Here is a 26157-nt window from a genome sequence, read left to right on the forward strand (position 1 = left end):
TAAATTACCAAATACAAAATACTGATTAACAGGTTATTGTATTATTTTTAAATAATTTTTTAAAATTCGTCAATTATTGCATTTCAAAAAAAATTAATGGGAAAATATAAATTCCATTTTTAAAAATATTTACATATAAATATGTAAATACTTGCAGTGCGAAATGGCTCACAAAAACAAAAAAACCTTTCGATCACCTTATATTTTTTGGCCATTGAGGCTATTACCTTTTCTCTCGAAAATATGAATTCTAAAGAAAAAAAATTGCAAATAAATTGGCGAGAGAAATCCGATTTGAAATATGAAAGTATAGGACTAGAACGTCTTTCAGCTTTTAACAAATTAATAGATGAGGCAACAGAATATCTTGAGCTCATTGTGAAAGCAGACATAATTCGTATAGGAAATTTTCTACGAATATGGAAGCAGGCTCGGACACTAATGGCTAAGCATAAAATTTATCAATACGATGAAAATGCTGCAGAATCTATATTATATCACAAATATGGAGAGAAGCCGCTAGGTTTGCTCACATCCGGCGAGTGGCGTTTTAGAAAAGCTATCAATCTTTTAACCGAATTTTCGAAAAACAAAAAGATGACAGTTTACATTGGAACTCGCAGAAAAAAGAATTTATTTGAGGGGGCTCTTGGTCAAACCATTCTGTTTTTTTTTCAATACTTGATTGATGAGAAAGCTTTGTCAAGACATACAGTTCGAGTTTACGAGACATATCTTTCATTATTTTTCAAATATTGTATTACGAAAAGAATTTCCTCGGCAGAGGAGATCAGTTTGCCTATCATAATTGGTTTTATTACTGATCCTCAAGAGAAATCACTCTCATACCGAATTGTATGTTATCTCAGAGTCTTTATGAGATATTTACATGAGAAGGGAATTTCAGGCACAGACCTTTCTAAAAAAATCCCAGTCTACAAAAAAACTATTCAAATCAAACTTCCATCAATCTATCAAAAAGAGGAGGTTGAAAAGCTTATTTATTCCACTCCGAGAAGTAGTGCTATTGAAAAACGCAATTATGTCATTGTTTTATTAGCTGCGAGGCTTGGACTTAGAGCAGGTGACATTGCTGCACTCAAACTCTCTGACTTAGATTGGGAAAATAACACCATAACTATGATACAGTCAAAAACTGGCCGAGAAGTTTCACTACCTCTGCTACCTGCAGTTGGAAATGCAATTATAGATTATCTTAAATATGCTAGACCAAAATCTGAAGACCCCTATCTTCTACTATATGAAACATCTCCCTATAATCACTTTACTAATAGCGGTGTGATAACTCATGTAATACAAAGAGCATTCTTAAAATCAGGAATATCGGTTCAAGGAAGAAGATTTGGCCCACATGCACTTAGGCATAGCTTGGGATATCGTCTATTGCAAGGAGAAACAAGTATATCGGTAATCTCAGAGGTTTTGGGTCATAAGAATTCGGAAACTACAAAAAAATATTATCTCAAGATAGATCTTAATTCGATGGAACCCTGTGCATTAGAAGTAACGCCAATTTCCAGGGATTTTTATGAACAATTAGGAGGAATTTTTTATGATAAAACAACATAACATTTATTGGTCTAATATGTCAACTTTCATTGAAATGAAAAGAAAGCTTGGTTACAAGTTTTCAACCCAAGAAATAATATTAGCACAAATTGAGCAGCTCGCAAAGAAAAATTTTGAAAGTGGGCCTGGAATTACAAAGGAGTTCTCAGAAATCTGGGGCGCTCCACGTTTCAATGAGTCACATAGTTATACGTACACGCGAATAAGCATTTTACGACAGTTTGCTTCGTATCTAGAAGCATTAGGAATAGACACGTATCTTCCAAAACTACCCTACTATAAACGCAGCGGTTTTGTACCCTACATTTATACCGATAAAGAAATATCCAACATATTTAAAGCATGCGATGAGATGAATGTAAAAATGATTAGGCCTGATTCTGGACTCATCTCAATCCCCGCAATATTTAGAGTTTTATATGGCACGGGAATCCGAATAGGTGAAGTTCTAGCTCTTAAAGTTGAAGATGTTTATCCAGAACAAAAGATCATAAAAATAAAAGACTCAAAAAACAACAAAGAAAGACTAATACCAATATCAGATACGCTTGCTGTTGTATGCAAGCAATTTTTAGAATACCGAAATCTGCTTCCATTTAATAAAGTTGAGTCACAATATTTTTTTGTTAAAAAAAATGGTGAAAAAGTATCATACAATTTGATTCAAACAAGATTTAGAATGTGCCTCGAGATAGCAGGTATTCCATTTTTAGGCAGAATGAAAGGACCAAGAATACATGATATCAGACACACTTTTGCTGTTAATGCTCTCGCGAAGATGAGTCGAGAAGGTATGGACCCATACGTATCGTTACCAATATTATCAAATTACTTAGGACACTCATCAATCGAATCTACAAATCACTACGTGCGAATAACGTCTGCAATGTATCCTGAACTTCTTGCTAAGCTGGATACCACTTCCCTTAATATATTTCCAAGGTTTAAAGCGTATGAATCCGACAGATCTATCTAAATACATATCTGATTTTATCACAAAGTATCTACCAAATGAGAGGGGAGCTGGGATAAATACAATTGCATCTTATCGAGATTCTTTCATATTATTATTAAGGTATTCGAGAGATATAAAAAGTATAAAAACAGAAAAACTTACAATTAGAGATATCACAAAAGAACTCGTTTTAGATTTTCTTGATTGGTTGGAATCTAATAGAAAATGTTCTGCCTCTACCAGAAATTCTAGATTAGCAGCAATACACTCATTTTATAAGTACCTTCAGAATGAAAACATCGATTACATTCATACGTGCCAAAGAATACTATCAATTAAATTCAAGAGAACAAAAAAGGCAACGATTAACTATCTTACGATCGATGGTATAAAACTGTTGCTCAAACAGCCTGATGTAACTACTGAAAAAGGTCGTAGAGACCTAGCGCTTTTATCGATTTTATACGATACAGGTATGAGAGTTCAAGAGCTTATCGATCTAACCCCATCTGATGTTCGTTTTGACAAACCACCAATTATTAAAGTTACTGGAAAAGGAAAGAAAACTAGGTTGGTCCCAATGCTTGAAGCTCAACTAAACATTCTCCAAAATTATTTGAAAGAGAATAAACTTGATGAATCTTACGCAAATAGATACCCAATATTTACCAATGTAAGAAAAGAAAAGCTTACCAGGACGGGAATCAACCACATAGTTAAAAAATATGCCAAAATCGCAAGAATTGAAAATGAAATGTTAATACCTAATGGTATCAGCTGCCACACTTTTCGGCACTCCAAAGCGATGCATCTTCTCCAAGCAGGTGTTAATCTAGTTTATATAAGAGATATATTAGGGCATACCTCAGTTCAAACAACTGAAATTTATGCCAGGGCAGATTCTAAGCACAAACGCGAAGCATTAGAAAAAGCTTACTTTCCTGTCAATGAGAACGAAGAGGCAATATGGTCAAACAATGATGATCTCATATCCTGGCTTAAAAAGTTTTAGTTCGTTTCAGCTTAAACAATTTATAAACTGAGCTATTGGGCATTTTGACGCACAGTATAAAATTCCCAACAATATATTCTCAAAACTTAGTGAAACCGAAAATTTGATTCTCAAGAGATTTCAAATTAGAAAAAAATATTATGCAAAGTAAAATGGGAATATATCTGCACCGAGATGGTATTATTCGAGTAGTTAGAATTTACTTTACATAAAAAAATTCTTTCCATAATGCGCCATTACAATGTAGGCAGCATTATTTTCCAAGCCAATTTTAAATATAATTTTAGGATCAGCAACAGTTCCAGCTTGCCCACCTTTACTAATTAGGTATTTACCAATAATTCTATTCGATCGGTTTAAAAGTAATATCCAGAATTCTTCGTGATTAAGATGTACAAAAGTATTACGCAGATATTTATACACATCGCTTGATGCCGTTACCTGAATAATTTCATCAACCGGGCTTTCTTTACGCCTTAAGCCTAATTCGAGCGCCGCTACGATGGAAATGGCTTTCGCCTCCCCTATTCCCTTAAATTTAGAAAGTTCAGAGATAGAAGCTTTCCCCAGTTTGGTTAGGTTATTTTCGTAAAAGCTTAAAATTCGCTTACTTAAATCAACTGCGGTTTCATTTCTATTGCCAGAGCCAATTAAAATTGCAATAAGTTCGGCATCAGTTAAATGTCTGCGGCCATTTTTTAAGAGTTTTTCTCTTGGTCGGTCTTCTTCGGCCCATAGCTTAATACCGATTTTTTGTTCGTAATCTGCCATTTTTTAGATAAAAAAAAGGCATCCCAACTTTTGGTTGGGATGCCTTTCACTAATATCGTAATAAAATAGCTTATTTCAAACCGTTAACGAATTTCGTTAATTTAGATTTGTTGTTAGCTGCTTTGTTTTTGTGAATAACATTTTTCTTAGCTAAACGATCTAGCATAGAAATTACTTTAGGCAATAAATCTGAAGCAGTTTTTTTATCTTCTGCTGCACGTAATCTTTTAATAAAAGTACGTGTAGTTTTTGCCTGATATCTGTTACGTAAACGTTTTGTAGCGTTTGCTCTAATTCTTTTTAATGAAGATTTATGATTTGCCATTTTAATTTAGCCTTTATTTTTTTTCTAATCGTTTCCTATAATTCGGGTTGCAAATATAGGATTAATGTTTTTAAATTACAAAACACTTTTCAATTTTTTATTGATTTTTTTTATCCTTTTATTTGAACTGCAAAAATACATTAATTTTAGCAGTTTTAAGCAAATAAATTAATGTTATAAAAAACATCATCTATTAAGAATACCTGCCTAAAAATGTTATTTTTGGGGAAAACGAATTTTGAGTGAAAAAACGAATAGCCATATTTGCTTCAGGTTCGGGCTCTAACGCCCAAAAACTAATGGAGCATTTTAAAAGAAGCACCGATACAGAAATTTCTTTGGTATTAACTAATAATGCCGACGCCTATGTTTTACAAAGGGCAGATAATTTCGAAATCCCAAGTCATATTTTCGATAAAAACGAATTTTATAAAACCGATGAAATTATTGATTTACTCAAAAATCTCGATATAGATTTTATTGTACTCGCTGGATTTCTTTGGCTTATTCCTAAAAATTTAATTGCAGCTTACCCAGGCAGAATTATAAATATACACCCAGCCATTTTACCAAAATTTGGAGGAAAAGGCATGTATGGAGATCATGTCCATAACGCGGTTATTGCATCTGGCGAATCAGAAGGCGGTATCACCATTCATTATGTTGATGAAAACTACGATGAAGGGGAATACATTTACCAGGCCAGGTATAAAATAGATAAGAACGATAATTTAGAAATGGTTAAGTTTAAAGGCCAACAGCTAGAGCATTTGCACTATCCAAGAATTGTAGAAAGTATTGTTAAAAAAATTAAGAAATAATTTTTATTGAATTAAAATCTGAAGTATTATAGCAAGCTATCTTCAAAAAACGATTACTGTAGGTTTTATTTAATTACGACTTCAGTCCGTAAAGTATTGCTTCTTCTAAAACATCAATATTTATATCTTTTAATGCTTTAAATTTAATGCAATATCCAGTCACGCTTGCTTTTCCTATTTTTTCAGCAAAGGCTTGGGCCAGATAACTTTTATCTTTAATGCCTAAAATATAAACAGAAATTCCAGTTGTGTTTGCGCTCAAGCCTATTTGATAAAACACTTTAGTTTTACCGTCGGCGTAATTTATGGTGTGAGATCCATAACCTATATTGGGATTAGACACCGTTTTACCCGCACTATTTTTACCATCCAGGAACCATAATTTACAACCTGGCATTAATTGCAGAATAACTTGATGTAATGCTTGCATATCAATGCGTTTCGATACGCTTTGGCCAGCAATATATTGTTCAATTTGTGCTTCTATATCCATATAAAACTAGGAGTGTTTCTTTTCTTAGATCTTTATTTAAAGTTCCGCCTGAGTATTATTATTCATGCTGCTTGATATCGTTATACTGCCAAAGAACATTAATAATTTTCCAAATACCATTAAGCTTCACAATGTGAATATAATCAATCCATTCATCGGCAATTAACTTTACCGAAGCTGTACGTTCCGAAACATCAAGCAATAAGATTTCTTTTTTAGGTGGCTTAGGGAATTTGTCACCGTTTTTGTTATAAGTTTCCGCAAGCAAAACCATCGATTCTGTTGTGGTTTCTCGTACATAATCTTTACCCGTTGCTTTATCTTTCCAAAAAGTGCGTTTTACCATTCTTGGGTGTAATGCATCTTCCATTTGTTTTGGATTTGGTTTATGCTGAGATTCTATATAATCAAGCGCTGCTTGTTTAATAGCTAAACTATCTTGTTTAGTCTGCCCGAAAACTAAATTAGCCACCAGCAACAATATAAGGCACAAAAAAGGTTTTATTATCTTCATTTTCACTAATTTATCGAAATTTAAATTATTTTTTTTTCGACTATATAACTTAATGCAGTTACGCCACAATCAAATTGCCGGGTATCCAATAAACTGAGTTTTATTTTTTCTTTAACATCTACAAATAAAGGAATGCCTCGTCCAAGAATAACTGGATTAACAAATAACCAGTAGCCATCAATTAAATTCTGTTGAATAAGTGAATGTGTTGCGGTCGGGCTACCAAAAAGCAAAATTTCTGTATCTGTTTGCTGTTTTACTTCATTTATACGATCAGTAAGGTTTTCGCTAATTATCTCTGTATTAATCAATCCCGCATTATTTATTGTTTTTGATAATACAACTTTCTGAACTTTACCATACCATTTTGAGTGTTCAATGTCGTGCCTGCTTGCTGTCGGGTGGTCTGCTGCCGTCGGCCAATAACTTTCCATCATCTGATAAGTTAATCTTCCGTACAAGGCTGTATCGCTTTTGCTAATGCGCTTTCCTACATAATCAAAAATTTCCTCATCAACTTTAATCCAGTCCATTTCTCCATTCGGACCAGCTACAAACCCATCGAGCGATATATGCATAAATGAAATTATTTTCCCCATAGGATTCTAATTTAGTGATATATTGTTTTTATTGCTCCTTAATCTAAAATATTTAATAACTTGAAATTTTAGGGCCAAGAAGTTTTTTATATTTGAATATCAAGGGATTGATCAATCCAATATAGTAACTTTTCCATCATTTTCTAAAATATCAAATCCGTATCCAATCAGACTCCAGTCCGTGTTTTAGCTATGCATGCTTGCTCCATGCTCCCACAATGCTTTGGGTTTGCTTCGAGAATACTTCGACGTATAAAAACGTATGCCAGTAGGTAGTATGCGTTGAGACTGGTGTGGGAATAGCAAGAGGACTAAGCGAAGGCGAAGAAAGGATATAGCTTACCCGATTAAGTGGGGATCATAACAAATTTCTTGCCCCATGTTATTATGAAAATAAACTAGAAAGATAACCGAAAAAACGCACACAATTAACTGATAAAATTGCCGAATCTTTTTTTTCTAAATGATGACACTAAAATGGGCGGAGAAAGCCTGTAGTTAGTTTTTCGAACCAGAAGATGATTAATATTTTTATGCAAGCCAGGTTTATTAATTTATTTTAATTATTTAATCGATTTTTACATGCTTAACATACAAAAAAAACAATCCTGTTTTACTACCTTTGCGGCTCAAAATTTACAGTAGAATGAGTCAGTCCATTAAAATCAAAAACGCTTTAATTTCAGTATATTATAAAGACGGTTTAGCCCCGTTGGTAGAATTGTTAGCCGCTCAGGGCGTGCAGCTATTCTCGACAGGTGGAACCGAGCAATTTATTAAGGATTTAAACCTGCCTGTTACCGCGGTTGAAGATTTAACTGGTTACCCTTCCATTTTAGGTGGACGTGTTAAAACATTACACCCAAAAGTATTCGGTGGAATTTTAAACCGCAGAGGCTTAGAAGGCGATAAACAACAAATTGCAGAATACGAAATTCCAGAAATTGATTTGGTTATTGTTGATTTATATCCATTCGAAGAAACCGTAAAAGCAGGTGGTACAGCAGAAGAAATTATCGAAAAAATTGATATCGGTGGTATCTCATTAATTCGTGCCGCAGCTAAAAACTTTAACGATGTAGTCATTATTGCATCTAAAAACGATTACCCAACTTTACAAGCCCAATTAGAGGCGCAAAATGGCGAAACTACATTAGCGCAACGTAAGTCTTTCGCGAAAACGGCTTTCCATACCTCTTCTCATTACGATACCGCAATTTTCAACTATTTCAATCAGGAAGAACCACTTGATGTTTTCAAACAAAGTGTAACTCAAGCTAAAACTTTGCGTTATGGTGAAAACCCACATCAAGGTGGTGTATTTTATGGCGATTTAGATGCAATGTTTACCAAATTAAATGGAAAAGAACTTTCTTATAATAACTTGGTTGATGTTGATGCAGCTGTTGCCTTAATTGATGAGTTTGAAGACCCAACTTTTGCCATTTTAAAACATACAAATGCTTGTGGTATTGCTTCTCGCCCTACTGTTAAACAAGCTTGGATTGATGCATTAGCTTGCGATCCAGTTTCTGCTTTTGGTGGTGTTCTTATTACCAATGTGGAAGTTGATTTAGCAACTGCTGAAGAAATTAACAATTTGTTTTTCGAGGTTTTAATTGCGCCATCTTACCAGCCAGAAGCTGTTGAGTTATTCAGTAAAAAGAAAAACCGTGTTATTTTACAACGCAACGAGGTTGAATTGAGTAAAAAACAATTTAAAACATTATTAAACGGTGTAATTGAGCAAGATAAAGATTTAATTATCGAAGGTCCTGAGCAAATGACAACCGTTACCTATAAAGCGCCTACAGAACAAGAATTAAAAGATTTATACTTCGCGAACAAAATTGTAAAACATACTAAGTCGAACACCATCGTTTTGGTTAAGAATGATGTTTTAATTGCAAGCGGGGTTGGTCAAACTTCAAGAGTTGATGCTTTAAGACAAGCGATTGAAAAAGCGGCATCATTTGGTTTCAGTGTAAAAGGAAGTGCAATGGCATCGGATGCTTTTTTCCCTTTCCCTGATTGTGTGGAAATTGCTGCTGAAGCTGGAATTACAGCTGTTTTACAACCAGGAGGTTCGATTAAAGATGCTGATTCGGTTGCAAAAGCAAATGAAAAAGGCATTGCAATGGTTACAACGGGCGTGAGACACTTTAAACACTAGTTTAGGTTTAAGGCTTAAGGTTCTTAACGTGAGATTACCTTCATGCTCGTTATTGTGAGGCACGAAGCACCTGCGAAGCAAGCTTGAATACCATTAAAAACAAAATTAGGAGATGAAAAATCTTAAAGCGATAGAAAACTTTTAGTCAATTTGGCGATGGTCTTCGACAAGCTCAGACTGACAATGTTTGGGATTTTAGAAAGGGAATGGCATTTAAAAAACCAAACCCGAGTAAAATAAACCCGATTGAAGTGGAAATACTTTTTGATAGCGGTCTTCGACAAGATCAGACTGACACGCACAAAAAGATTGAAACAGAAAGCGGGGCTGATTTAACCTAAGAATTACAGGTTTTGATTTTCGAAATATTTTAATTGCAACAAAATCAATTAAATGCAGGATGAAAATAAAACTTAAAGCAATAAAAAAGCTATTTTTACATTAGGAATAGTATAGATTTAACAAAATTAAAATAAAGACACCTTCTACATGGGATTATTTAACTGGTTTACGCAAGAAGTTGCCATCGATTTAGGCACTGCGAATACCCTTATTATACATAACGACAAAGTGGTTGTAGATGAACCATCTATCGTTGCTTTTGATCGTACTACAAACAAAGTTATTGCTATTGGTCGCCAGGCCATGCAAATGGAGGGAAAAACCCACGATAATATTAAAACCGTTCGCCCACTAAAAGATGGTGTAATCGCCGATTTTAATGCTGCTGAGGCTATGATTAAAGGTATGATCAGAATGCTAAATGGCGGTAAAGGCTGGATGTTTCCTTCTTTACGTATGGTAATTTGTATTCCTTCGGGCATTACCGAGGTGGAGAAACGTGCGGTACGTGATTCGGCTGAAATTGCAGGTGCTAAAGAGGTTTATTTAATTCACGAACCAATGGCTGCTGCAGTAGGTATTGGAATTGACGTGGAAGAACCGATGGGTAATATGATTATCGATATCGGTGGTGGTACGACTGAAATTGCGGTTATTGCTTTATCTGGTATCGTTTGCGACCAGTCTATCCGCGTTGCGGGAGATAATTTTGACTCTGATATTGTAAACTACATTCGTCGCCAGCACAACATTATGATTGGTGACCGTACGGCTGAGAAAATTAAAATCGAAGTTGGTGCAGCTTTGCCTGAATTACAGGATGCCCCTGCTGATTTCGCGGTTCAAGGTCGTGATTTAATGACTGGTGTACCTAAACAAATTACGGTTTCTTACACCGAAATTGCGCATTGTTTAGATAAATCGATCTCTAAAATTGAAGAAGCGATTTTAAAAGCATTAGAGATTACACCTCCGGAGCTTTCTGCAGATATTTATCAAACTGGTATATATTTAACTGGCGGTGGTGCATTATTAAGAGGACTGGATAAACGTGTTGCGGCTAAAACAAAATTACCTGTTCACGTTGCCGAAGATCCGTTACGTGCGGTTGTTCGTGGAACTGGTATAGCCCTTAAAAACATCGGAACTTATAAATTCTTAATGCAATAATTCATATTATACGTTGTAAGTTATAAGTTTTAAGTCTTGTAACTTACAACATATTACTTATAACTTATTACAAAATGCGTAACCTTTGGATTTTCATAAGCAGATATAACGCATTCTTCTTGTTTATAATTTTCTTTATTGTAGGGATTTACTTAACGGTAAAAAACAATTCATATCAACGTAGCGTAACTTTAAACTCGACCAACGAAATTGTCGGTACTGCTTACGAACGATTAAATGTTTTTAAAAGATATTTAAACCTGGGAATGGTAAACGATAGTCTTGCGGCAGAAAATGCTAAACTTAAAACAAGATTATTAGGTTTAACTACGATTGATTCTGCAAAAGACACAAAAGTTATCGATACCACAACCAACCAACAATATACTTATCTGGCAGCTAAAGTTGTTAAAAACTCAATTACTTTGCGTAATAACGTAATGACGGTTAACAAAGGTACGCTGGATGGAATTGAGGCTAATATGGCTGTAATTTCTCCGCAGCGGGGCGTGGTTGGCTTTATACGAGATGTATCTCCACACCTGGCTACCATTCAGTCGCTACTGCATAAAGACACTAAAATAAGCGTTGTTATTAAAAAGAATAATGCCATTGGCTCGTTAGTTTGGGGCGATGGAAATTTTGATATCAAAAAGGCATTTATTAAGGAAGTGCCTAATCATATCAAAATGAGTATTGGCGATACAATAGTTACTTCGGGTTACGGAAAGTTTCCAGCTGGAATTCTTGTTGGCCGATTAAGCAAAACAAATATTGCCACAAATGATAATTTCTTATCGGGAGAGGTTAGTTTATTTAACGATTTTGGTACACTGCAATATGTCTACGTTATAAAAGATAAATTAGCAAAGGAGCAAGAAACTTTAGAAAACCCTGTTAAATTAAAATGAACAGCAGATTAATCATAGTTAACGTAATCAGATGGTTCATCCTTTTATTTGTGCAGATCTTTCTGCTCAAAAACATGGGTTTCTATGATTTGTCTACGCCTTTTATTTACGTATTATTTCTATTGCTCCTGCCATTTGGAATTCCAAATATTGTATTGTACTTACTGGCATTTGGAACGGGTTTAACACTCGACACCTTTTACGACACAATGGGTGTACACGCTACTGCCTGTGTAGTTTTGGCGTTTGTTAGAATCTCTTTTATTTCAATAAGTTTAAACAAAGATGCAATTGACGATCCTGAACCTTCTTTAAGTTATATGGGCTTTCAGTGGTTTTCGCTATATGCTTTTCTGTGTGTAATTACGCATCACCTTGTGCTATTTTTCTTAGAAACATTTAGGTTAACAGAAATTGGTTATACTTTAGTAAGATGCGGATTAAGCTGTATTCTTACCTTACTAATTATCCTGCTGGTTGAGTTTATCTTCTATAAAAGAACATCTCGCTAATGGAACAGTTATTTAATCGAAAATATGTAGTACAGGGCTTGTTTGTTGTGGTGGTGCTTATTTTACTGGCAAAACTCTTTTATATACAAATTGTTAGCGATAAATTTTTTGTTGCTGCCGAAAGTAACGTACTTAAGAAGAAATTTAAATACCCTGCCCGTGGGGCCATTTTAGACCGCCATAATAAGGTTATCGTGCAAAACGAACCTGTTTACGATTTAATGGTGATTCCGAATGAGGTAAAGCCTTTTGATACGGTTGCCCTTGCTAATGCACTTGAAATTTCGATCGAAGATGTACGCAAAAATTTAAAAAAAGCAAAAGGAAAATCTAATTATCAATCTACTCCTTTTTCCAAGCAAATTTCTGTTCAGAGTTATGCCCGCTTGCAGGAAATTATGTATCGATTCCCTGGTTTTTCTACACAGGATAGAACCATTCGTCATTACCCAGACAGTGTTGCAGGACAGTTGTTTGGTTACGTAAAAGAGGTTAGTCAGGTAGATATTGATAAATCTGAAGGTTACTACCGATCTGGTGATTACATTGGTAAAAGCGGACTTGAACGCTCTTACGAAGAGGTTTTACGTGGAGAACGCGGAGTAGTTAATACGGTTTACGATGCTAAAAACACACCACAAGGAAGTTACGCTGATGGAAAATACGATATTAATGCAGTTTCTGGCGAACGGTTAGTTTCTGGAATTGATATTGAAGTTCAGAAACTGGGCGAAGAATTAATGCAAAATAAAGTGGGGGCAATTGTAGCTATAGAACCTTCATCGGGCGAAATTATTGCAATGGTTAGTAGCCCTGGTTACGACCCAAATTTGCTGGTTGGAAAAAGCCAGGGAAATAATTATATGAGCTTGATCGGGAATCCCTATCGCCCTTCTATGGTAAGGCCTATTCAAGGATATTATCCTCCAGGTTCTTCTTTTAAACCTATTGATGCGCTTATTGGGATGCAAGAAGGTGTTATCGATGTAAATACAACTTTCAACTGTCCAGGTTATTACATGGCAGGAAATCATAAAGTAAAATGCGAACACGTTGATGGAAACATCAGCATGCGAAGGGGAATTGCCAGAAGTTGTAACACATATTTCTGTTATGTTTTTCAAAAACTGATTACCAAAAACGGCATGAAAAACCAACGTCAAACCTATCAAGACTGGCGTGATCGGGTATCAAAATTTGGCTTTGGCATTAAACTCGACATAGATTTACCTTTTGAAAAGAAAGGTTATTTTTATAATGCGGATCATTATGATAAAATATATGGTAAACGCTGGGGTTATACCACAGTAATTTCACAGGCTATTGGTCAGGGTGAAATAACGGCAACGCCCCTACAAATTGCTAATGCAATGGCAATTATTGCAAACAGGGGTTATTACATAAAGCCGCATTTAATTAAAGCCATGGGCGATAAAATGCTGGTAAAAAAAGAATATGTAACCAAAAATTATGTTGGTGTAGATGCAAAACATTTTGAACCTGTAATTGATGGAATGCAGGATGCTGTTAATAGTCCGTGGGGAACGGCAGTTTTATCGCGTATTCCAGATATTATAATGTGTGGAAAAACGGGTACCGTTCAAAACTCCAGAGGTAAAAATCACTCTGTATTTATTGGTTTTGCTCCTCGCGACAATCCGAAAATTGCAATTGCGGTTATTGTAGAAAACGCTGGTTATGGCAGTACTTACGCTGCTCCGATTGCCAGTTATATGGTAGAAAAATATATCCAGGGTAAAGTAACAGGCACAAGGGCTAATCAGGTAGAATGGATGAAAAACCAAAACTTACTACCTGCATTAATCGATAAAACAAAAAAAATAAAATTAACAGCCGCAGATAGCTTAAAATTAAAAAAAGCAGATTCTATTAAAAAAGTTAACGATAGTTTACGGATTAAAGGCCAAATAACTAAAACGCCCCTATCCGTAAAATTGATTAACAAACCGACTATTAATGCTAATAAAATAGAAACCAATAAAAAATGATTCAACAACAGGGAAATCGTTTCTTTTTTAACGTAGATTGGATTACTGTTTTAATCTATATATCGCTTTGCGCCATTGGCTTTACCAATATTTATGCATCTATTCCCCATCCAGAAAATGCAACAGCTTTCGATTTTACCAGCAGTTATGGTAAACAATTAATCTATATTGTTTCGGGCTTAATATTGGGTTTATCTATCCTGCTGTTCGATGGAAGATTATTTAATGTATTCTCGCCATTTATTTATGGCATTACCCTGCTGCTTTTGGTTGCAGTACTTGTTGTTGGTAGAAATGTTGGTGGCAACCAGGCATGGATACCGATAGGTTCTTTTAGGCTACAGCCATCAGAATTTGCAAAATTTGGAACGGCACTATTTTTAGCACGTTATGTAAGTACTTTTAATCCAAAATTCAGAGATTTTAAATCGATATTTTTTGCCGCCCTAATCGTATTGGCTCCCTTGGCATTAATCATGCTTCAACCTGATACAGGATCGGCATTGGTTTTCCTTGCATTTATGTTCCCTTTATATAGAGAAGGTTTATCTGGTTATTTTCTATTGATATTTTTAGGAATGATTGTGCTTTTTATCGCTGATTTCCTGGTTCCGACATATATATTAATTATTGTTTTAACTACTATTGGTGGTTTATTTATCTACGCAAATAAGCGCAAACAAAAGCTCATTATTACAACTGTATTCGTTACGTTATTTGCTATAGGATACCTGTTTTTAATTAAGGTTGCTTACGAAAAAGTTCTTGCTCCTCATCAGCGTAGCCGTATTGAATTAATGCTTGGTTTGAAAACCGATAATAAGGGGGCAGGTTATAATGTAATTCAATCGCAGATTGCCATCGGCTCGGGCCAGGCAACTGGAAGAGGTTTTATGCAGGGTACACAAACAAAGTATGGATATGTACCCGAACAAAGTACCGATTTTATTTTCTCAACCGTTGGCGAAGAATGGGGCTTTTTAGGCTGTTCTGTTTTAATTGGCTTATATTGTTTTCTTTTGTTAAGATTAGTTAACCTGGCAGAAAGACAACGATCTACCTTCTCGAGGGTTTATGGATATAGTGTAGCCTGTATTTTATTTTTTCACATTTTTATAAATATCGGCATGACCATCGGTATTATTCCGGTTATTGGCATTCCCCTTCCATTAATTAGCTATGGTGGTTCGTCGCTTTGGAGCTTTACCATATTGCTGTTCATTTTCCTTAAACTGGATTCGAACAGGATGGGTTTTATTTAAGAGCTAGATTAACAAACAAATACCAACTAAAAAAGATATACTAAATTCTTAGCTATTTATTCTTTCTTTAATCCCTGCTCTATTTGCTAAATCTTCTGTTTAATAATTCGTAAAACTGATCGACTGTATTTTGTTTTCCGGCCCAATTATTTTTAATTGCATAGTTATTTTGCAAGAAACTATCGGCAGATTCAAAATTTGGCATTTTATTTACAATATCAATTGCCTCAGAATAAGCCATATTGTAACCGCTAAAAAGATCTTTAATAAATAATAACTTTTCGTTTAAATTAATGGCCTGTTTCAAATCAGCAATTGGCGCTTTAACGGTTTCTGTTTGCCCATTAGTTTTGGCTAGTAAATCATTTAAACTTGGCGTTGGTTTATCAGCTTTTGGCTCTTCTACAGGTTTTACAGGAACTGCTTGTGGAACAAAAACAGGGCGTTCTTCTACAGGTGGAGAAATAATTGGATCATCAAATTTCTCGACTTTAATATCTTCAATAGGCTTTGATTCTACTTGTGTAAACAGCGTTTGGGATTCCTCTTTAGCTTCTTCTTCATGAGGAATTAAGAAAGGCTCTGGTCCTATTTCATCATTTTCTGCTTCTAAAGATTCGTTTACAGGTTCTTGCTCTTTCTCGTGAATTCTTTTCTTCTGCGCTAATATTTCTTCTTCAGCTCTGCTTAAGGGGCGGTCGAAAATTTCATCAACTGATTTTTCTTCAAAATCGAATTTATCATCGGCAGAATGATTCCCTAATACAAATTCAAAGGTATGATCGTCCTGATCTGGTTTAAAAAAATCCTTTTCCAACAATTTTTCGGCGGTTTCCTGGTGAATAATTTCATCCTCGATGCGCTCTTCTTCAGGCTGTATATCTACACGTTCTTCTTCTTCCTCCGCTGTTGCAAATGCTTCTAATTCAGAAGATGACTTAGGCGCTTCTTCGTCTGCCGCATAGCTTTCAGTTATTTTGGGTAAAACAATGGTATTTTGTTCTTCCAATAAAAAATTTGGATCACTTTCTGCTGGGTGCGCTGGAGCAGTTAAGGTATTTAGTTTCTGTGCAATTCTTACATGATCTGACAGGAAATCTGCATTGGCCAGAAAAAGTTCCATTTCAAGTTCATTAAGATTTTCAGCATTTTTAGCCAGAAACTGGTATTGTTCATTTAGTTCTGTTAATATATTGCCTATCTTTCTGAAAATGTCTTGTTGATTCATCATATAATATTAAACGATTTTTTTGCCGATTTATGTTGGTAACTATGTATTCAAAAATAACACATAATTCTCATATTTGTTCGGTTTAAAAATTATACTTTCTTTATCAAATTTAACTTAAAAAAGAAAGTTTTATCCTATTTTCAAATGCTTTAAAAGATTTGAAACTGAACATTATAAGTATTGAGCATGTTATTTAGTGAACAAAATTTTAGAAGAAGAGGCGAATTTTCGGGTAGCATAGAGGTGGTATGCGGCTCGATGTTTTCGGGCAAAACCGAAGAATTAATACGCCGATTAAAGCGTGCTCAGATTGCTAAATTAAATGTCGAAATTTTTAAACCCCGAACAGATACACGCTATCACGAGAGTGCCGTCGTATCTCATGATTTAAATTCAATAAATTCTACTCCTGTCGATAGCGCATCTGCAATTTTGCTTTTAGGCACCAATACCCAAGTTGTTGGTATAGATGAAGCCCAGTTTTTTGATGACGAATTACCCGATGTTTGCAATAAACTTGCTATGAAAGGCATTCGGGTTATTGTTGCTGGTTTGGATATGGATTTTACTGGGAAACCTTTCGGACCAATGCCCGCTTTAATGGCGATTGCTGAGCACGTAACAAAAGTGAATGCAGTTTGTGTTTGCTGTGGTAATCCTGCTTTATACAGCTATCGTACGGTTGCCGATGAATCGACTGTTTTACTTGGTGAAAAGGAAAGTTACGAACCGCGTTGCAGAGCTTGCTATAATTTAGATAAGGGCTAGATTTGGCCAATTGTTAAATTGTTTTATTGATTAATTATTTTAATGAGAATTTCATTCTTGATATGGATAGACAATTTCAACTTAATGCTTTTAGAACTGGTATAGCCCAATTTGTAACATTTACCGAAAGGGAGTGGGAAGTTTTCATTCAACATCTAAGTTTCTCAAGCTTAAATAAAAAAGAACATTTTGCCATTGAGGGAAAAGTATGCGATCACATGGCTTTCATTGTGAAGGGTGCTTTGCGTTATTATCATCTAAAAGATGGACAAGAAATTACAGGTTATTTCAGTTTCGAAAATGAATTGGCAAGTGCCTATAAAAGCTTTCTAAGACGCACACCTAGTACAAATTATATTCAGGCATTGGAAGAAACTGAGCTTGTACTAATCTCATATAACAATTTTCAGAAAATGTTAAGCCTGCCGTTATTAGCCCTAAAAATAGAACGCTTTGGCCGTTTGGTTGCCGAATATTACATTTGTTGTTATGATGATCGGGTAACCTCTTTTATTACCCAGAGCCCCGAGGAGCGATATACCAGCCTCGAAAAAACAAGGAGTGATATTTTTCAGCGTGTTCCCCAACACTTTATTGCCAATTTTTTAGGCATTACACCAGTTTCTCTATCCCGTATCCGCAAACGGACGCTATTACAATAAAAAGCGTTAACTATGGATGCCCTTGAGCAGTTAATGATTATAATTACTCCATCTGTAATCCTTATCTTTTGTTAACGTTTTTATCCTAACGCGTGCGCTAACTTTGATTTAATCAAAAAGAAAAAAGATATGCACACAATATTAGGCGCTGGCGGGCCAACAGCAAACGCACTTACTAAAGAATTAACAGCCAAAAATGAAACGGTTAGATTAGTAAGCAGGAAACCCGTTTCCACTACCAATCCTAAAGTAAGCTGGGTTAAGGCCGATTTATTAAACCAACAAGAACTTTTTGCCGCAGCAGCAGGTTCGACCGTAATTTATCTATGTGCAGGTTTGGTTTACGATGCCAAAATATGGCAGGAACAATGGCCTGTTATTATCGAAAACGTAATTAATTTATGCAAAAATACAGGTGCGAGGTTAATATTTTTTGACAATGTATATATGTACGGACTGGTGAATGGCGCTATGACTGAAAGCACGCCATATAATCCGCAAAGTTTAAAAGGAAAAGTTAGGGCTAAAATAGCTCAACAGCTAATGGAAGAAAGCAAGACAGGTACAATTAATGTAACCATTGCACGTGCAGCAGATTTTTATGGTGCTGACTCCATGAATAGTTTTTTCGATATGATGGTACTGGACAAATTTGCCAAAAACAGCCGTGCACAATGGATCGGCAATCCTAATACACTACACAGCTTTACTTATATTGAAGATGTAGGTAAAGCCATGTTTTTACTCGGACAAACTCCGAATTCGGGTAACCAAATCTGGCATTTACCAACATCAGCACCTTTGAAAGGAAAAGAATTTATAGAAATGGCGGCAAAGATTTATGGAACCAAACCCAGCTATTCTACCATTAATAAGCTAATGTTACGTTTGGTGGGTTTCTTTAAAAAGGTAGTGGCAGGGACGGTAGAAATGTATTATCAGTATGATCATGATTATCACTTCGATTCTTCAAAATTCGAAAAGGCCTTTAACTTTAAACCAACGAGCTATTACGATGGAATTTTAAAACTATCTGAAACGATGTACGAGAAGCAGAATTGACCAGAATTTGATGGTGAAACTGCCTATCTTTAAAGCATCGATTAACTCTCGGTTGTGTCTTCACCGACAGAAACGATTGATAATAATTAAACTAACGGCTAGTGTCTTCACCGACCGAAATAATTGATAATAATTAAACTATCGGTTGGTGTCTCACCGACCGAAACAATTAATATTTTAAGACCATATTAATATATGATTAAAACTGTTTCTATTTTAGGTTGCGGCTGGTTTGGGTTGGCTTTGGCAAAGAAGTTGGTTGCTGAAGGCTATTTGGTTAATGGTTCCACTACAACGCATGAGAAAATTCAATTGCTAAGTGAAAACCACATTAAACCTTTCTTAATCAATTTCACCCCTGAACATATTCAGGCAGAGGAAATTTTCTTTGAAGCAGAGGCACTTTTTATCTGCATTCCACCTAAAAGGAATTCGAACGAGTTACATAATTATCCTGATAAGATTAAAGCAATTTTAAACGCTGCTAAAGGGAAAACATCCAAAGTTATTTTAATCAGTTCGACGAGTGTTTACAACGACGAGAATAAGATAGTAAACGAAACCAACGAAACTAGTCCGGATACAGATTCGGGAAAAGTGGTTTTATTGGCAGAGCAAATCTTAAAAGAATATTACCCAAATGATTTTACGGTTATCCGCTTCGCGGGATTAATTGGTCCAGATAGAAACCCAGGAAGGTTTTTTGCGGGAAAAAAGAACCTTGCAAATGGCTTAGCTCCTGTTAATCTGATTCATCAAAAAGATGCAGTAGGTATAGCCGAAGCCATATTAGATAAACAAGCATTTGGCAGAATTTATAATGCCTGCTCTCCAGATCATCCGACAAAGAAAGATTTTTATGTAAAAGCAGCAAAACAATCGGCAATCGAAGAACCGGAATTTTTGGAGGAAAAACAAAGCTGGAAAATTGTAGAAAGCTTAAATGTGCCTAATTATTTGGGTTATGAATTCCAGATAGCATTGTAGATTAGATTCTTCCGCAGATTTCAAAGCATTAAAAAAACGTCGATTTAGAAAATAGATTTTTTCTCCCGCTAATTACTAGGATTAACTTAACAGTCCTAACAAAGCTTTTTTAGTTAGATTTTTAAATATAATACCTTCATTTTGGATCAAATCTTTTACTAAATCCTTCTTAACGGATTGTAACTTCATTATTTTCTCCTCAATTGTATTTGGACAAATTAAGCGTACAGCCATCACATTTTTATGTTGCCCAATGCGGTAAGCCCTATCAATGGCTTGATTTTCAACAGCTGGATTCCACCATGGGTCTACTAAATAAACATAATCGGCTTGTGTTAAATTCAAGCCTGTTCCACCAGCTTTTAAGCTAATCAAAAACACAGGAATATCGGCGTTATTCTGAAAAGACTGAACAATTTCTTCTCTTTTACGGCTTTGACCTGTTAAATATTCGTAGCGGATTCCTTTAACTTGAAGCTGTTTTTTAATCAAATCGAGCATGGTAACAAATTGAGAAAAAACAAGGATTTTGTGATTTCCTGCCTTGCTTTCTATTTGCTCCATCAATACATCAATTTTTGAAGAAGCCTGTAAATAGGACTTGCCATCGGCAAGTAAGGCGGCCGAATTGCAAATTTGCCTTAAACGTGTAATGCTTCGTAGCACATGCATAGAGCTTTTGGGTAAATCATCTTCGCTTTTACCCATAATATAATCTTGAATTTCCTTTTTATTGGCCTCGTAAACTTCTCGTTGCTCCTCACCCATTTCGCAATACAAAACAATTTCAGTTTTATCAGGCAGTTCTTTTGCAACCTGCTCTTTGGTTCGTCGGAGAATAAAGGGTTTTATTTTTCTTCTCAATTCTGCAGCTCGTTTACTGTCTTTAAACTGATCAATTGGCGTAGAATATAGATCTGCAAATTGTTGTTTGCTACCGAATAAACCAGGGCAGGCAAAAGAAAGCTGTCCATATAAATCAAAAGTATTGTTCTCTACTGGCGTGCCTGTAAGGGCCACTTTATTCCTGGATTGCAACATCCTTACCGTTTTATAACGTTGCGATTCTGGATTTTTAATATTTTGAGATTCATCCAGGAAAATATAATTGAAACGATAATCCTTTAGAAAACGAATATCAGAAAGTAAGGTTCCATAAGAAGTCAGGATGATTTCAAAACCTTCAAAATCATTTGTATTTTTGATTCTGTCGGCACCATATATAGTTTTAACCTTAATCGATGGTGCAAACTTCTTTACTTCGGCTTTCCAGTTAAAAATTAACGAAGCTGGAACAACCACAAGGTTGACATTATTTTCTACCTTTTCTCTTTGCGATAAAATAAAGGCGATAATTTGGATGGTTTTCCCCAAGCCCATGTCATCGGCAAGTATAGAGCCGAAATTAAAATCATCCAGAAAATTAAGCCTATTTAAGCCGTCTTTTTGGTAATGACGAAGGGTTGCTTTTAAAGCTTTTGGTAGCTCTACTTCTTCCGCAGCATTAATTCCATCAAATTTTTGTCTCAAATTCTGCAATTCATTCCGTACCTGTCCATCAAGCAAGGCATCCTCATATAAATCATCTATCGAAGCATATTTGATTTTATGCGTAAATAAACTGTCTTCAACAATTTCGCCAGCGTTAAAATAGCCTGTAAATTTTTCTAGCCATTCTTCAGGTAAAATGCCTTGTGTTCCATCATCAAGGGTAATAAATTTGCTTTTATTTCTTATGGATTTATGAAGATGTTTTAGTGCTACTTTTTGCTTGCCAAACTTTACCTGAACCTTGGTTTCAAACCAGTCGGTACCGCTTAAAACCTCAATATTAATTTCGGCCTTATGCTGGTTAAGCTTATTATTTTTGAGCTGATTAAAGCCCAGAATATGAATATCTTTACTGCGCCAGGTTTCAAAAGCATCTAAAAACCAGGCATCCTCTAAAAACCGTTTCCGATGAAGGTAATAGGAATCGTTCGTTTCCTGGTCGTAAAAAAATGGATGTTGCTTTAAAATTTCGGCCGTAAATTGTAATTCAGCATCTTCTTCGCGGTGTAACGTAAAAAGATTTCCAAATTTATCTTGTGCCTGTATTTGCTTTTTGGATAATACGGGTATTTCCAAATTTCCATAGCGCATTACTGGCGTAATCAAAATATAATCTTCCGATTCGGAAAGGTAAATTAGTTTCTCGTTTTCTAAATCGAAGCCCTTTTCTTCAATCTGCTTTGGTGTTGCGGGTTTTAAGTACGAATAATCTACCTGTATGCTGCCTTCGAGCTGAATAAGAATATTCTTTTGAAATTCTGCATACTTGGTTTTATGAATAACCAAACGATTACTTTGTTTGGTAAAAAAGCTAATGACTTTAACCAAGTCGGCACGTGGCAGCAAATAAAGTTTATTATTTAACTGCACAAAATACTGATGACGAATCCTTAAGTTTTCTAAAGCATAGGCATTGCCTTCAATAATTAATCGTCCACTGATTTCAAAGAAATCGTCTTTCTGATTAACGGTTAACCTTAAATCTGCATCCAAAACCATCAACTCAACTGCTGTAATTGAGGACGCTTGGATATTTACAGATGCCTTTGCATCGTGCAAATAAACAGGAATGTTCAATGGGTTTTTAGCGATCGCCTTTAACGCTTCAAGTTCCGTTTCTACCTGACCTGGTGTATAATTATTTTGAAATTTAGAAACCCCACTGTAATATTTAAGTGCTGAATTGTCTTCTACTTTAAATATTAAATCGGCAGGACTAACAGATTTAAAGGGATTTTTAGCCTTTCCTGTTTTGGTAATCTGTGCTTCGAATAATTCTATATTCAGATTATTGTAATAACGATGCTGGCTTAAAACCAGAATCATTTTATTGGCATCTTTTTGATTCCTAGGCGGAATTTTTAATTTCTTATCGGGCAACAAAACCGCTGCTAGTTGCTGCTTGGCTTCGGTATTAAAAGCTTGCAAGGCAGCAATTTTAGGTTTAATTGTTAATTCTCCGTTTTCGAATTTAAGGTTGAATCTTGCGTCGAGATTTTCTTCGTTTTCCAAGCCATAATCAACCGCAATCTTTTTAAGTTTTTGCCTACGAAGGTTTTCATCAAAAAATACCAGCAAATCCTGGCGTTGTAAAATGTTATACAAAACCTGCGCCTGGTGTTCGCAAAGTTTGTTTTTAGGCGTATCGCAACGGCAAGATAACTTTACCAGGTTTGCGGTTTGCTGTATTTGTACTATTGGAAAAGGTAAAGTAGCCGATTCATGACTAAAAGCGCCGAAGTCTATTTCAATCTGTTCAGGGAAAAGACTAAAAAAACCTTTGGTATCGGTATGAATTTGTTGCCTTAAGTGTTTCAGGATAAATAAATGACTCAGGTGTTTGAGATTAAAATCCGATAAGATATAATCGTATGGATTTATTTCTTTTTCGCCTGTTTCGGTGTTTTTTTCCTGCATTTAAAAGTAAATATTGAGGAATAAAAGTAAGGAAACGCTTTTAAATTTATGGCTTTAAAAATTCATTAAGCGTTTATTGGCTTACAACGACATTTAAGAAATATAGGTTTAATTTGAACTTATATTTCTTAAATCGTCAATTTATAGTGGTTAGCCTAGCAAGCCTTTTATATCGGCAGGCGAATAGTTTATTGATTTTAAAGTTTTATCATCCGATTTCCTGAATACTAAAAACAATCCGTCGATTTCTTTATAGTATGATTCAGTTTGGTCTTTATCAAAATAGAACTGAATAGTTTGTTCTGCTTCTTCTACAGTTTTGCAAGCTTTGCTCATGTTCGAACGGTGCACTTCATCAAACAAGGTTTTAAATTTTCCACCCAAACCAAATTCGTGAATGGCGCCTGCCAAAACATATTGCAAATCGCAAAGTGCATCTGCAACCTCAACTAAATCATCATTTTCAACCGCTTCCTGTAATTCTTTTAATTCTTCTGCTAAAAGTGAAATGCGAAGATTTGCACGTTGCTTTGATGGAATAACAGGCGATTCTAAAATCGGGTGTTTAAATGTGGTGTGAAATTCTGCAACCTGGTTTAAAGAATTCGTTTCTTGCATAATAATGTTTGGTTTTATAATGCTGCAAACTTAAAAAAATCGATATAAATATTTTTGTCGTTTTATAAACATAAATCAGGTTAATCACAATTATAAAAAATCAGTTTATTTGTTTTCTCTAACGATTTTAAAAAAATCTTCTTTATAAGTATCCCCAATTGGGATAGATTGATCGCCAATGTAAAGCGTATTGCCATCAATCATTTTAATTTTTTCGAGTGATACGATATAGGATTTGTGAACCCTGTAAAAAGGTGGTTGCGGCAATTGTGTTTCCAGTTCGCGTAATGCCTGATAAGTTACGATTCTTTGATTTGCTGTGTAAACTGAAACGTAGTTTTTCAAGCCTTCGATGTATAAAATTTCATTATAATTTACCTTAATAAATTTGTTTTTGGTATCGCCTTTAATAAAGATAAAATCGTTGGTTGTAGCAGGTTGATTTACAACTTCGTTTTGTGCGGGTGCTATAATTTGTTGTGCTTTTTGCACAGCTTTATAAAAACGTTCGTAAGAAATTGGTTTTAAAAGGTAATCTACTACATCAAAACCATCGAGTGCATATTCTGGATATGCTGTTGTTAAAATTACTTTACATTTATCGCCACATATTTTCAAAAACTGAATTCCAGTTAATTCAGGCATTTGAATATCCAGAAACACCAGGTCTACCTGGCCATTTTGAACTAGGTTTAAAGCTTCGAAAGCATTAGTTGTTGTGCCAACTAGTGTTAAAAAAGGTGTTTTATTAATAAATGCGGCAATAATATCTGATGCGTAAGATTCATCATCAACAGCTAAACATCGAATCATAATTAAAGATTTATTATTAATGTGGTTTTATAAGTATTTCCGTTATTCGAAATTAATAATTCGTGCTGATCTGGATAAATTAAATCTAACCTACGATGAATATTAACCAATCCAACGCCACTTGAATGATCTTTTTGTGCATGGCTAATTTTATTGCTTACCTCAAAACTCAGCCTTTTTCCATTTACTTTTAATTTTATCCTTACGGGATGTTTTTCATCGTTTAAAACCCCGTGTTTAAAAGCATTTTCTACGAAAGGAATTAACACTAAAGCAGCAACTTTTTGCTCTACAATGCCTTCTGCATTAAAATCGACAAAGAAATTAGGCTCAAAGCGCATTTTAAATAGTTCAATATAACTTTCTAAATATTCTACTTCTTTAACGAGGCTTACTCGTCCGTCAGGGCTTTCGTTTAAAGTGTAACGCATTAAATCAGATAATCGCAATATAGCATTAGCCAGTTTATCGGAAACAGGAATGGCCAGTGAATACACATAATTTAAAGTGTTGTATAAAAAATGCGGATTGATTTGTGATTTTAAAAAAGCAAGCTCTGATTTTACAACCTCATCCTTTAATTTTCTATTCGCAATTTCAGTTTTAAAGTTCTGTTGTACACTATAAACCGCAGCCGAAATGGTGATGTAAGAAATACCATAGTAAATGTTATCTATAATGTAGCTAATTGTAGTGGTTTGGTCGGAGTAATTATGAAAATTAAACCAGTTCAAATACAATATCTCCTCAATAAGAAAGCGTAACGCTATAAAAACACCCAGCGCAAATATTACACCTAAAACTAGCTGAGGGATTTTACCCTTTTTCAAATACTTAGGATACACCCATAAATAGCAAATATAAAATTCAACAATTTGAATAATTGTCATGGAAACGCCTAAGGCAATACTTACAAAACTTGCTGATTCTATAAGGTAGCCACTATATTGGTAAGTAAGAATTAATACCCAACAGAGCAGGTGTATAAAAATGACTTTTGTATTTTTCATGTTCTAAAACTAGACAAAGCATTTCAAAGGCTAAATCTTCTTATTCCAAACCTAAAAAAAATTATCCCAACACCTCAAT

The 26157-nt window shown here is 35.0% G+C and carries 24 protein-coding genes; 14 read left to right on the plus strand and 10 right to left on the minus strand.

Translation table 11 applies throughout. The annotated features are described in order from the left end of the window. Positions 1 to 243 precede the first annotated feature (243 nt). From ACZZZI_RS03350 to ACZZZI_RS03360, 3 genes are read left to right on the plus strand one after another with little or no spacing between them, the layout of a single operon-like run. Complete coding sequence (locus ACZZZI_RS03350) at positions 244 to 1590, plus strand: site-specific integrase (protein ID WP_463488553.1); 1347 nt, start codon at positions 244 to 246, stop codon at positions 1588 to 1590. A 34-nt stretch (positions 1591 to 1624) separates the two neighbouring features. Continuing rightward, the gene (locus ACZZZI_RS03355) at positions 1625 to 2566 is read left to right on the plus strand and encodes a tyrosine-type recombinase/integrase (RefSeq protein WP_463488554.1); all 942 of its coding nucleotides are present in this window, start codon (positions 1625 to 1627) and stop codon (positions 2564 to 2566) included. Next, complete coding sequence (locus ACZZZI_RS03360) at positions 2544 to 3557, plus strand: site-specific integrase (protein ID WP_463488555.1); 1014 nt, start codon at positions 2544 to 2546, stop codon at positions 3555 to 3557. Before ACZZZI_RS03355 ends, ACZZZI_RS03360 begins: the two co-directional genes overlap by 23 nt. A gap of 204 nt (positions 3558 to 3761) precedes the next feature. Here the strand turns inward: ACZZZI_RS03360 and ACZZZI_RS03365 are convergent, their stop codons facing one another. Together ACZZZI_RS03365 and rpsT are read right to left on the minus strand one after the other, a co-directional pair. Then, positions 3762 to 4328, minus strand: coding sequence for a JAB domain-containing protein (locus tag ACZZZI_RS03365; RefSeq protein WP_463488556.1), 567 nt, complete (start codon positions 4326 to 4328; stop codon positions 3762 to 3764). 70 nt (positions 4329 to 4398) lie between these two features. Further along, the gene (gene rpsT, locus ACZZZI_RS03370; protein ID WP_056871313.1) at positions 4399 to 4653 is read right to left on the minus strand and encodes a 30S ribosomal protein S20; all 255 of its coding nucleotides are present in this window, start codon (positions 4651 to 4653) and stop codon (positions 4399 to 4401) included. Between the two features lie 242 nt (positions 4654 to 4895). On the opposite strand from rpsT, the gene purN reads away from it, so the two are divergent. After that, a complete protein-coding gene (gene purN, locus ACZZZI_RS03375) occupies positions 4896 to 5474 on the plus strand; it encodes a phosphoribosylglycinamide formyltransferase (RefSeq protein WP_316759443.1) in 579 nt (192 codons plus the stop codon). 73 nt (positions 5475 to 5547) lie between these two features. On the opposite strand, the gene ACZZZI_RS03380 is transcribed toward purN, so the two are convergent. Genes ACZZZI_RS03380 through ACZZZI_RS03390 form a run of 3 tightly spaced genes read right to left on the minus strand, consistent with a single transcriptional unit; the run spans position 5548 to position 7080 of the window. Then, positions 5548 to 5967: a DUF1801 domain-containing protein gene (locus ACZZZI_RS03380; protein ID WP_316759445.1), complete on the minus strand. Its 420-nt coding sequence runs from the start codon at positions 5965 to 5967 to the stop codon at positions 5548 to 5550. A gap of 58 nt (positions 5968 to 6025) precedes the next feature. Next, positions 6026 to 6481, minus strand: a complete 456-nt coding sequence (locus ACZZZI_RS03385; protein WP_344764852.1) for a nuclear transport factor 2 family protein — start codon at positions 6479 to 6481, stop codon at positions 6026 to 6028. A gap of 20 nt (positions 6482 to 6501) precedes the next feature. After that, complete coding sequence (locus ACZZZI_RS03390) at positions 6502 to 7080, minus strand: dihydrofolate reductase family protein (protein ID WP_463488557.1); 579 nt, start codon at positions 7078 to 7080, stop codon at positions 6502 to 6504. Positions 7081 to 7726: 646 nt separating this feature from the next. On the opposite strand from ACZZZI_RS03390, the gene purH reads away from it, so the two are divergent. The 6 genes from purH to rodA all read left to right on the plus strand — a co-directional run bounded on the left by purH (position 7727) and on the right by rodA (position 15459). Then, the gene (purH, locus tag ACZZZI_RS03395; RefSeq protein ID WP_316760124.1) at positions 7727 to 9253 is read left to right on the plus strand and encodes a bifunctional phosphoribosylaminoimidazolecarboxamide formyltransferase/IMP cyclohydrolase; all 1527 of its coding nucleotides are present in this window, start codon (positions 7727 to 7729) and stop codon (positions 9251 to 9253) included. Positions 9254 to 9742: 489 nt separating this feature from the next. After that, on the plus strand, positions 9743 to 10765 hold the full coding sequence (locus tag ACZZZI_RS03400; protein WP_056092903.1) for a rod shape-determining protein: 1023 nt from the start codon (positions 9743 to 9745) through the stop codon (positions 10763 to 10765). 74 nt (positions 10766 to 10839) lie between these two features. Next, positions 10840 to 11676, plus strand: a complete 837-nt coding sequence (mreC, locus tag ACZZZI_RS03405) for a rod shape-determining protein MreC (protein WP_424060431.1) — start codon at positions 10840 to 10842, stop codon at positions 11674 to 11676. Then, positions 11673 to 12188 carry a rod shape-determining protein MreD gene (locus tag ACZZZI_RS03410; RefSeq protein WP_316759457.1) on the plus strand — a complete coding sequence of 172 codons (516 nt, stop codon included), beginning with the start codon at positions 11673 to 11675 and terminating at the stop codon, positions 12186 to 12188. The genes mreC and ACZZZI_RS03410 overlap by 4 nt, the downstream gene beginning before the upstream one ends. Further along, entirely contained in the window at positions 12188 to 14197 is a 2010-nt protein-coding gene (gene mrdA, locus ACZZZI_RS03415; RefSeq protein WP_463488558.1) for a penicillin-binding protein 2, read from the plus strand. Before ACZZZI_RS03410 ends, mrdA begins: the two co-directional genes overlap by 1 nt. Continuing rightward, positions 14194 to 15459: a rod shape-determining protein RodA gene (rodA, locus tag ACZZZI_RS03420; protein WP_316759462.1), complete on the plus strand. Its 1266-nt coding sequence runs from the start codon at positions 14194 to 14196 to the stop codon at positions 15457 to 15459. The genes mrdA and rodA overlap by 4 nt, the downstream gene beginning before the upstream one ends. 79 nt (positions 15460 to 15538) lie before the next feature. Here the strand turns inward: rodA and ACZZZI_RS03425 are convergent, their stop codons facing one another. Then, positions 15539 to 16690, minus strand: a complete 1152-nt coding sequence (locus ACZZZI_RS03425; RefSeq protein WP_463488559.1) for a hypothetical protein — start codon at positions 16688 to 16690, stop codon at positions 15539 to 15541. Positions 16691 to 16876: 186 nt separating this feature from the next. Here ACZZZI_RS03425 and ACZZZI_RS03430 point away from each other — a divergent pair, with 186 nt between their 5' ends. The 4 genes from ACZZZI_RS03430 (at position 16877) to ACZZZI_RS03445 (ending at position 20169) form a co-directional block, all read left to right on the plus strand. Beyond that, entirely contained in the window at positions 16877 to 17458 is a 582-nt protein-coding gene (locus tag ACZZZI_RS03430; RefSeq protein WP_316759466.1) for a thymidine kinase, read from the plus strand. A 62-nt stretch (positions 17459 to 17520) separates the two neighbouring features. After that, entirely contained in the window at positions 17521 to 18120 is a 600-nt protein-coding gene (locus ACZZZI_RS03435) for a Crp/Fnr family transcriptional regulator (protein ID WP_316759469.1), read from the plus strand. A 129-nt stretch (positions 18121 to 18249) separates the two neighbouring features. Continuing rightward, the gene (locus ACZZZI_RS03440; RefSeq protein ID WP_463488560.1) at positions 18250 to 19182 is read left to right on the plus strand and encodes an NAD-dependent epimerase/dehydratase family protein; all 933 of its coding nucleotides are present in this window, start codon (positions 18250 to 18252) and stop codon (positions 19180 to 19182) included. A 195-nt stretch (positions 19183 to 19377) separates the two neighbouring features. Then, on the plus strand, positions 19378 to 20169 hold the full coding sequence (locus tag ACZZZI_RS03445; RefSeq protein WP_463488561.1) for an NAD(P)-binding domain-containing protein: 792 nt from the start codon (positions 19378 to 19380) through the stop codon (positions 20167 to 20169). Positions 20170 to 20250: 81 nt separating this feature from the next. Here ACZZZI_RS03445 and ACZZZI_RS03450 read toward each other — a convergent pair whose 3' ends face one another. The 4 genes from ACZZZI_RS03450 to ACZZZI_RS03465 all read right to left on the minus strand — a co-directional run bounded on the left by ACZZZI_RS03450 (position 20251) and on the right by ACZZZI_RS03465 (position 26078). Further along, the gene (locus ACZZZI_RS03450; protein ID WP_463488562.1) at positions 20251 to 23637 is read right to left on the minus strand and encodes a DEAD/DEAH box helicase; all 3387 of its coding nucleotides are present in this window, start codon (positions 23635 to 23637) and stop codon (positions 20251 to 20253) included. A 150-nt stretch (positions 23638 to 23787) separates the two neighbouring features. Next, positions 23788 to 24255, minus strand: a complete 468-nt coding sequence (locus tag ACZZZI_RS03455) for a nucleoside triphosphate pyrophosphohydrolase family protein (RefSeq protein WP_316759479.1) — start codon at positions 24253 to 24255, stop codon at positions 23788 to 23790. 105 nt (positions 24256 to 24360) lie between these two features. After that, the gene (locus ACZZZI_RS03460) at positions 24361 to 25068 is read right to left on the minus strand and encodes a LytR/AlgR family response regulator transcription factor (protein WP_463488563.1); all 708 of its coding nucleotides are present in this window, start codon (positions 25066 to 25068) and stop codon (positions 24361 to 24363) included. A gap of 2 nt (positions 25069 to 25070) precedes the next feature. After that, a complete protein-coding gene (locus ACZZZI_RS03465; RefSeq protein ID WP_463488564.1) occupies positions 25071 to 26078 on the minus strand; it encodes a sensor histidine kinase in 1008 nt (335 codons plus the stop codon). Positions 26079 to 26157: the final 79 nt, after the last annotated feature.

Source organism: Pedobacter sp. AC190, assembly GCF_979258025.1.

What these genes read in the sequence shown, in the direction of transcription:
- ACZZZI_RS03390 (WP_463488557.1), bottom strand. Translation starts at nt 7,080, where the DNA reads ATGGGGAAAATAATTTCATTTATGCATATATCGCTCGATGGGTTTGTA.
- ACZZZI_RS03410 (WP_316759457.1), top strand. Translation starts at nt 11,673, where the DNA reads ATGAACAGCAGATTAATCATAGTTAACGTAATCAGATGGTTCATCCTT.
- ACZZZI_RS03455 (WP_316759479.1), bottom strand. Translation starts at nt 24,255, where the DNA reads ATGCAAGAAACGAATTCTTTAAACCAGGTTGCAGAATTTCACACCACA.
- ACZZZI_RS03365 (WP_463488556.1), bottom strand. Translation starts at nt 4,328, where the DNA reads ATGGCAGATTACGAACAAAAAATCGGTATTAAGCTATGGGCCGAAGAA.
- ACZZZI_RS03465 (WP_463488564.1), bottom strand. Translation starts at nt 26,078, where the DNA reads ATGAAAAATACAAAAGTCATTTTTATACACCTGCTCTGTTGGGTATTA.
- purH (WP_316760124.1), top strand. Translation starts at nt 7,727, where the DNA reads ATGAGTCAGTCCATTAAAATCAAAAACGCTTTAATTTCAGTATATTAT.
- ACZZZI_RS03460 (WP_463488563.1), bottom strand. Translation starts at nt 25,068, where the DNA reads ATGATTCGATGTTTAGCTGTTGATGATGAATCTTACGCATCAGATATT.
- ACZZZI_RS03435 (WP_316759469.1), top strand. Translation starts at nt 17,521, where the DNA reads ATGGATAGACAATTTCAACTTAATGCTTTTAGAACTGGTATAGCCCAA.
- ACZZZI_RS03445 (WP_463488561.1), top strand. Translation starts at nt 19,378, where the DNA reads ATGATTAAAACTGTTTCTATTTTAGGTTGCGGCTGGTTTGGGTTGGCT.
- ACZZZI_RS03360 (WP_463488555.1), top strand. Translation starts at nt 2,544, where the DNA reads ATGAATCCGACAGATCTATCTAAATACATATCTGATTTTATCACAAAG.
- ACZZZI_RS03350 (WP_463488553.1), top strand. Translation starts at nt 244, where the DNA reads ATGAATTCTAAAGAAAAAAAATTGCAAATAAATTGGCGAGAGAAATCC.
- ACZZZI_RS03380 (WP_316759445.1), bottom strand. Translation starts at nt 5,967, where the DNA reads ATGGATATAGAAGCACAAATTGAACAATATATTGCTGGCCAAAGCGTA.
- mrdA (WP_463488558.1), top strand. Translation starts at nt 12,188, where the DNA reads ATGGAACAGTTATTTAATCGAAAATATGTAGTACAGGGCTTGTTTGTT.
- ACZZZI_RS03400 (WP_056092903.1), top strand. Translation starts at nt 9,743, where the DNA reads ATGGGATTATTTAACTGGTTTACGCAAGAAGTTGCCATCGATTTAGGC.
- ACZZZI_RS03425 (WP_463488559.1), bottom strand. Translation starts at nt 16,690, where the DNA reads ATGATGAATCAACAAGACATTTTCAGAAAGATAGGCAATATATTAACA.
- ACZZZI_RS03355 (WP_463488554.1), top strand. Translation starts at nt 1,625, where the DNA reads ATGAAAAGAAAGCTTGGTTACAAGTTTTCAACCCAAGAAATAATATTA.
- ACZZZI_RS03450 (WP_463488562.1), bottom strand. Translation starts at nt 23,637, where the DNA reads ATGCAGGAAAAAAACACCGAAACAGGCGAAAAAGAAATAAATCCATAC.
- ACZZZI_RS03440 (WP_463488560.1), top strand. Translation starts at nt 18,250, where the DNA reads ATGCACACAATATTAGGCGCTGGCGGGCCAACAGCAAACGCACTTACT.
- mreC (WP_424060431.1), top strand. Translation starts at nt 10,840, where the DNA reads ATGCGTAACCTTTGGATTTTCATAAGCAGATATAACGCATTCTTCTTG.
- rpsT (WP_056871313.1), bottom strand. Translation starts at nt 4,653, where the DNA reads ATGGCAAATCATAAATCTTCATTAAAAAGAATTAGAGCAAACGCTACA.
- ACZZZI_RS03385 (WP_344764852.1), bottom strand. Translation starts at nt 6,481, where the DNA reads ATGAAGATAATAAAACCTTTTTTGTGCCTTATATTGTTGCTGGTGGCT.
- rodA (WP_316759462.1), top strand. Translation starts at nt 14,194, where the DNA reads ATGATTCAACAACAGGGAAATCGTTTCTTTTTTAACGTAGATTGGATT.
- ACZZZI_RS03430 (WP_316759466.1), top strand. Translation starts at nt 16,877, where the DNA reads ATGTTATTTAGTGAACAAAATTTTAGAAGAAGAGGCGAATTTTCGGGT.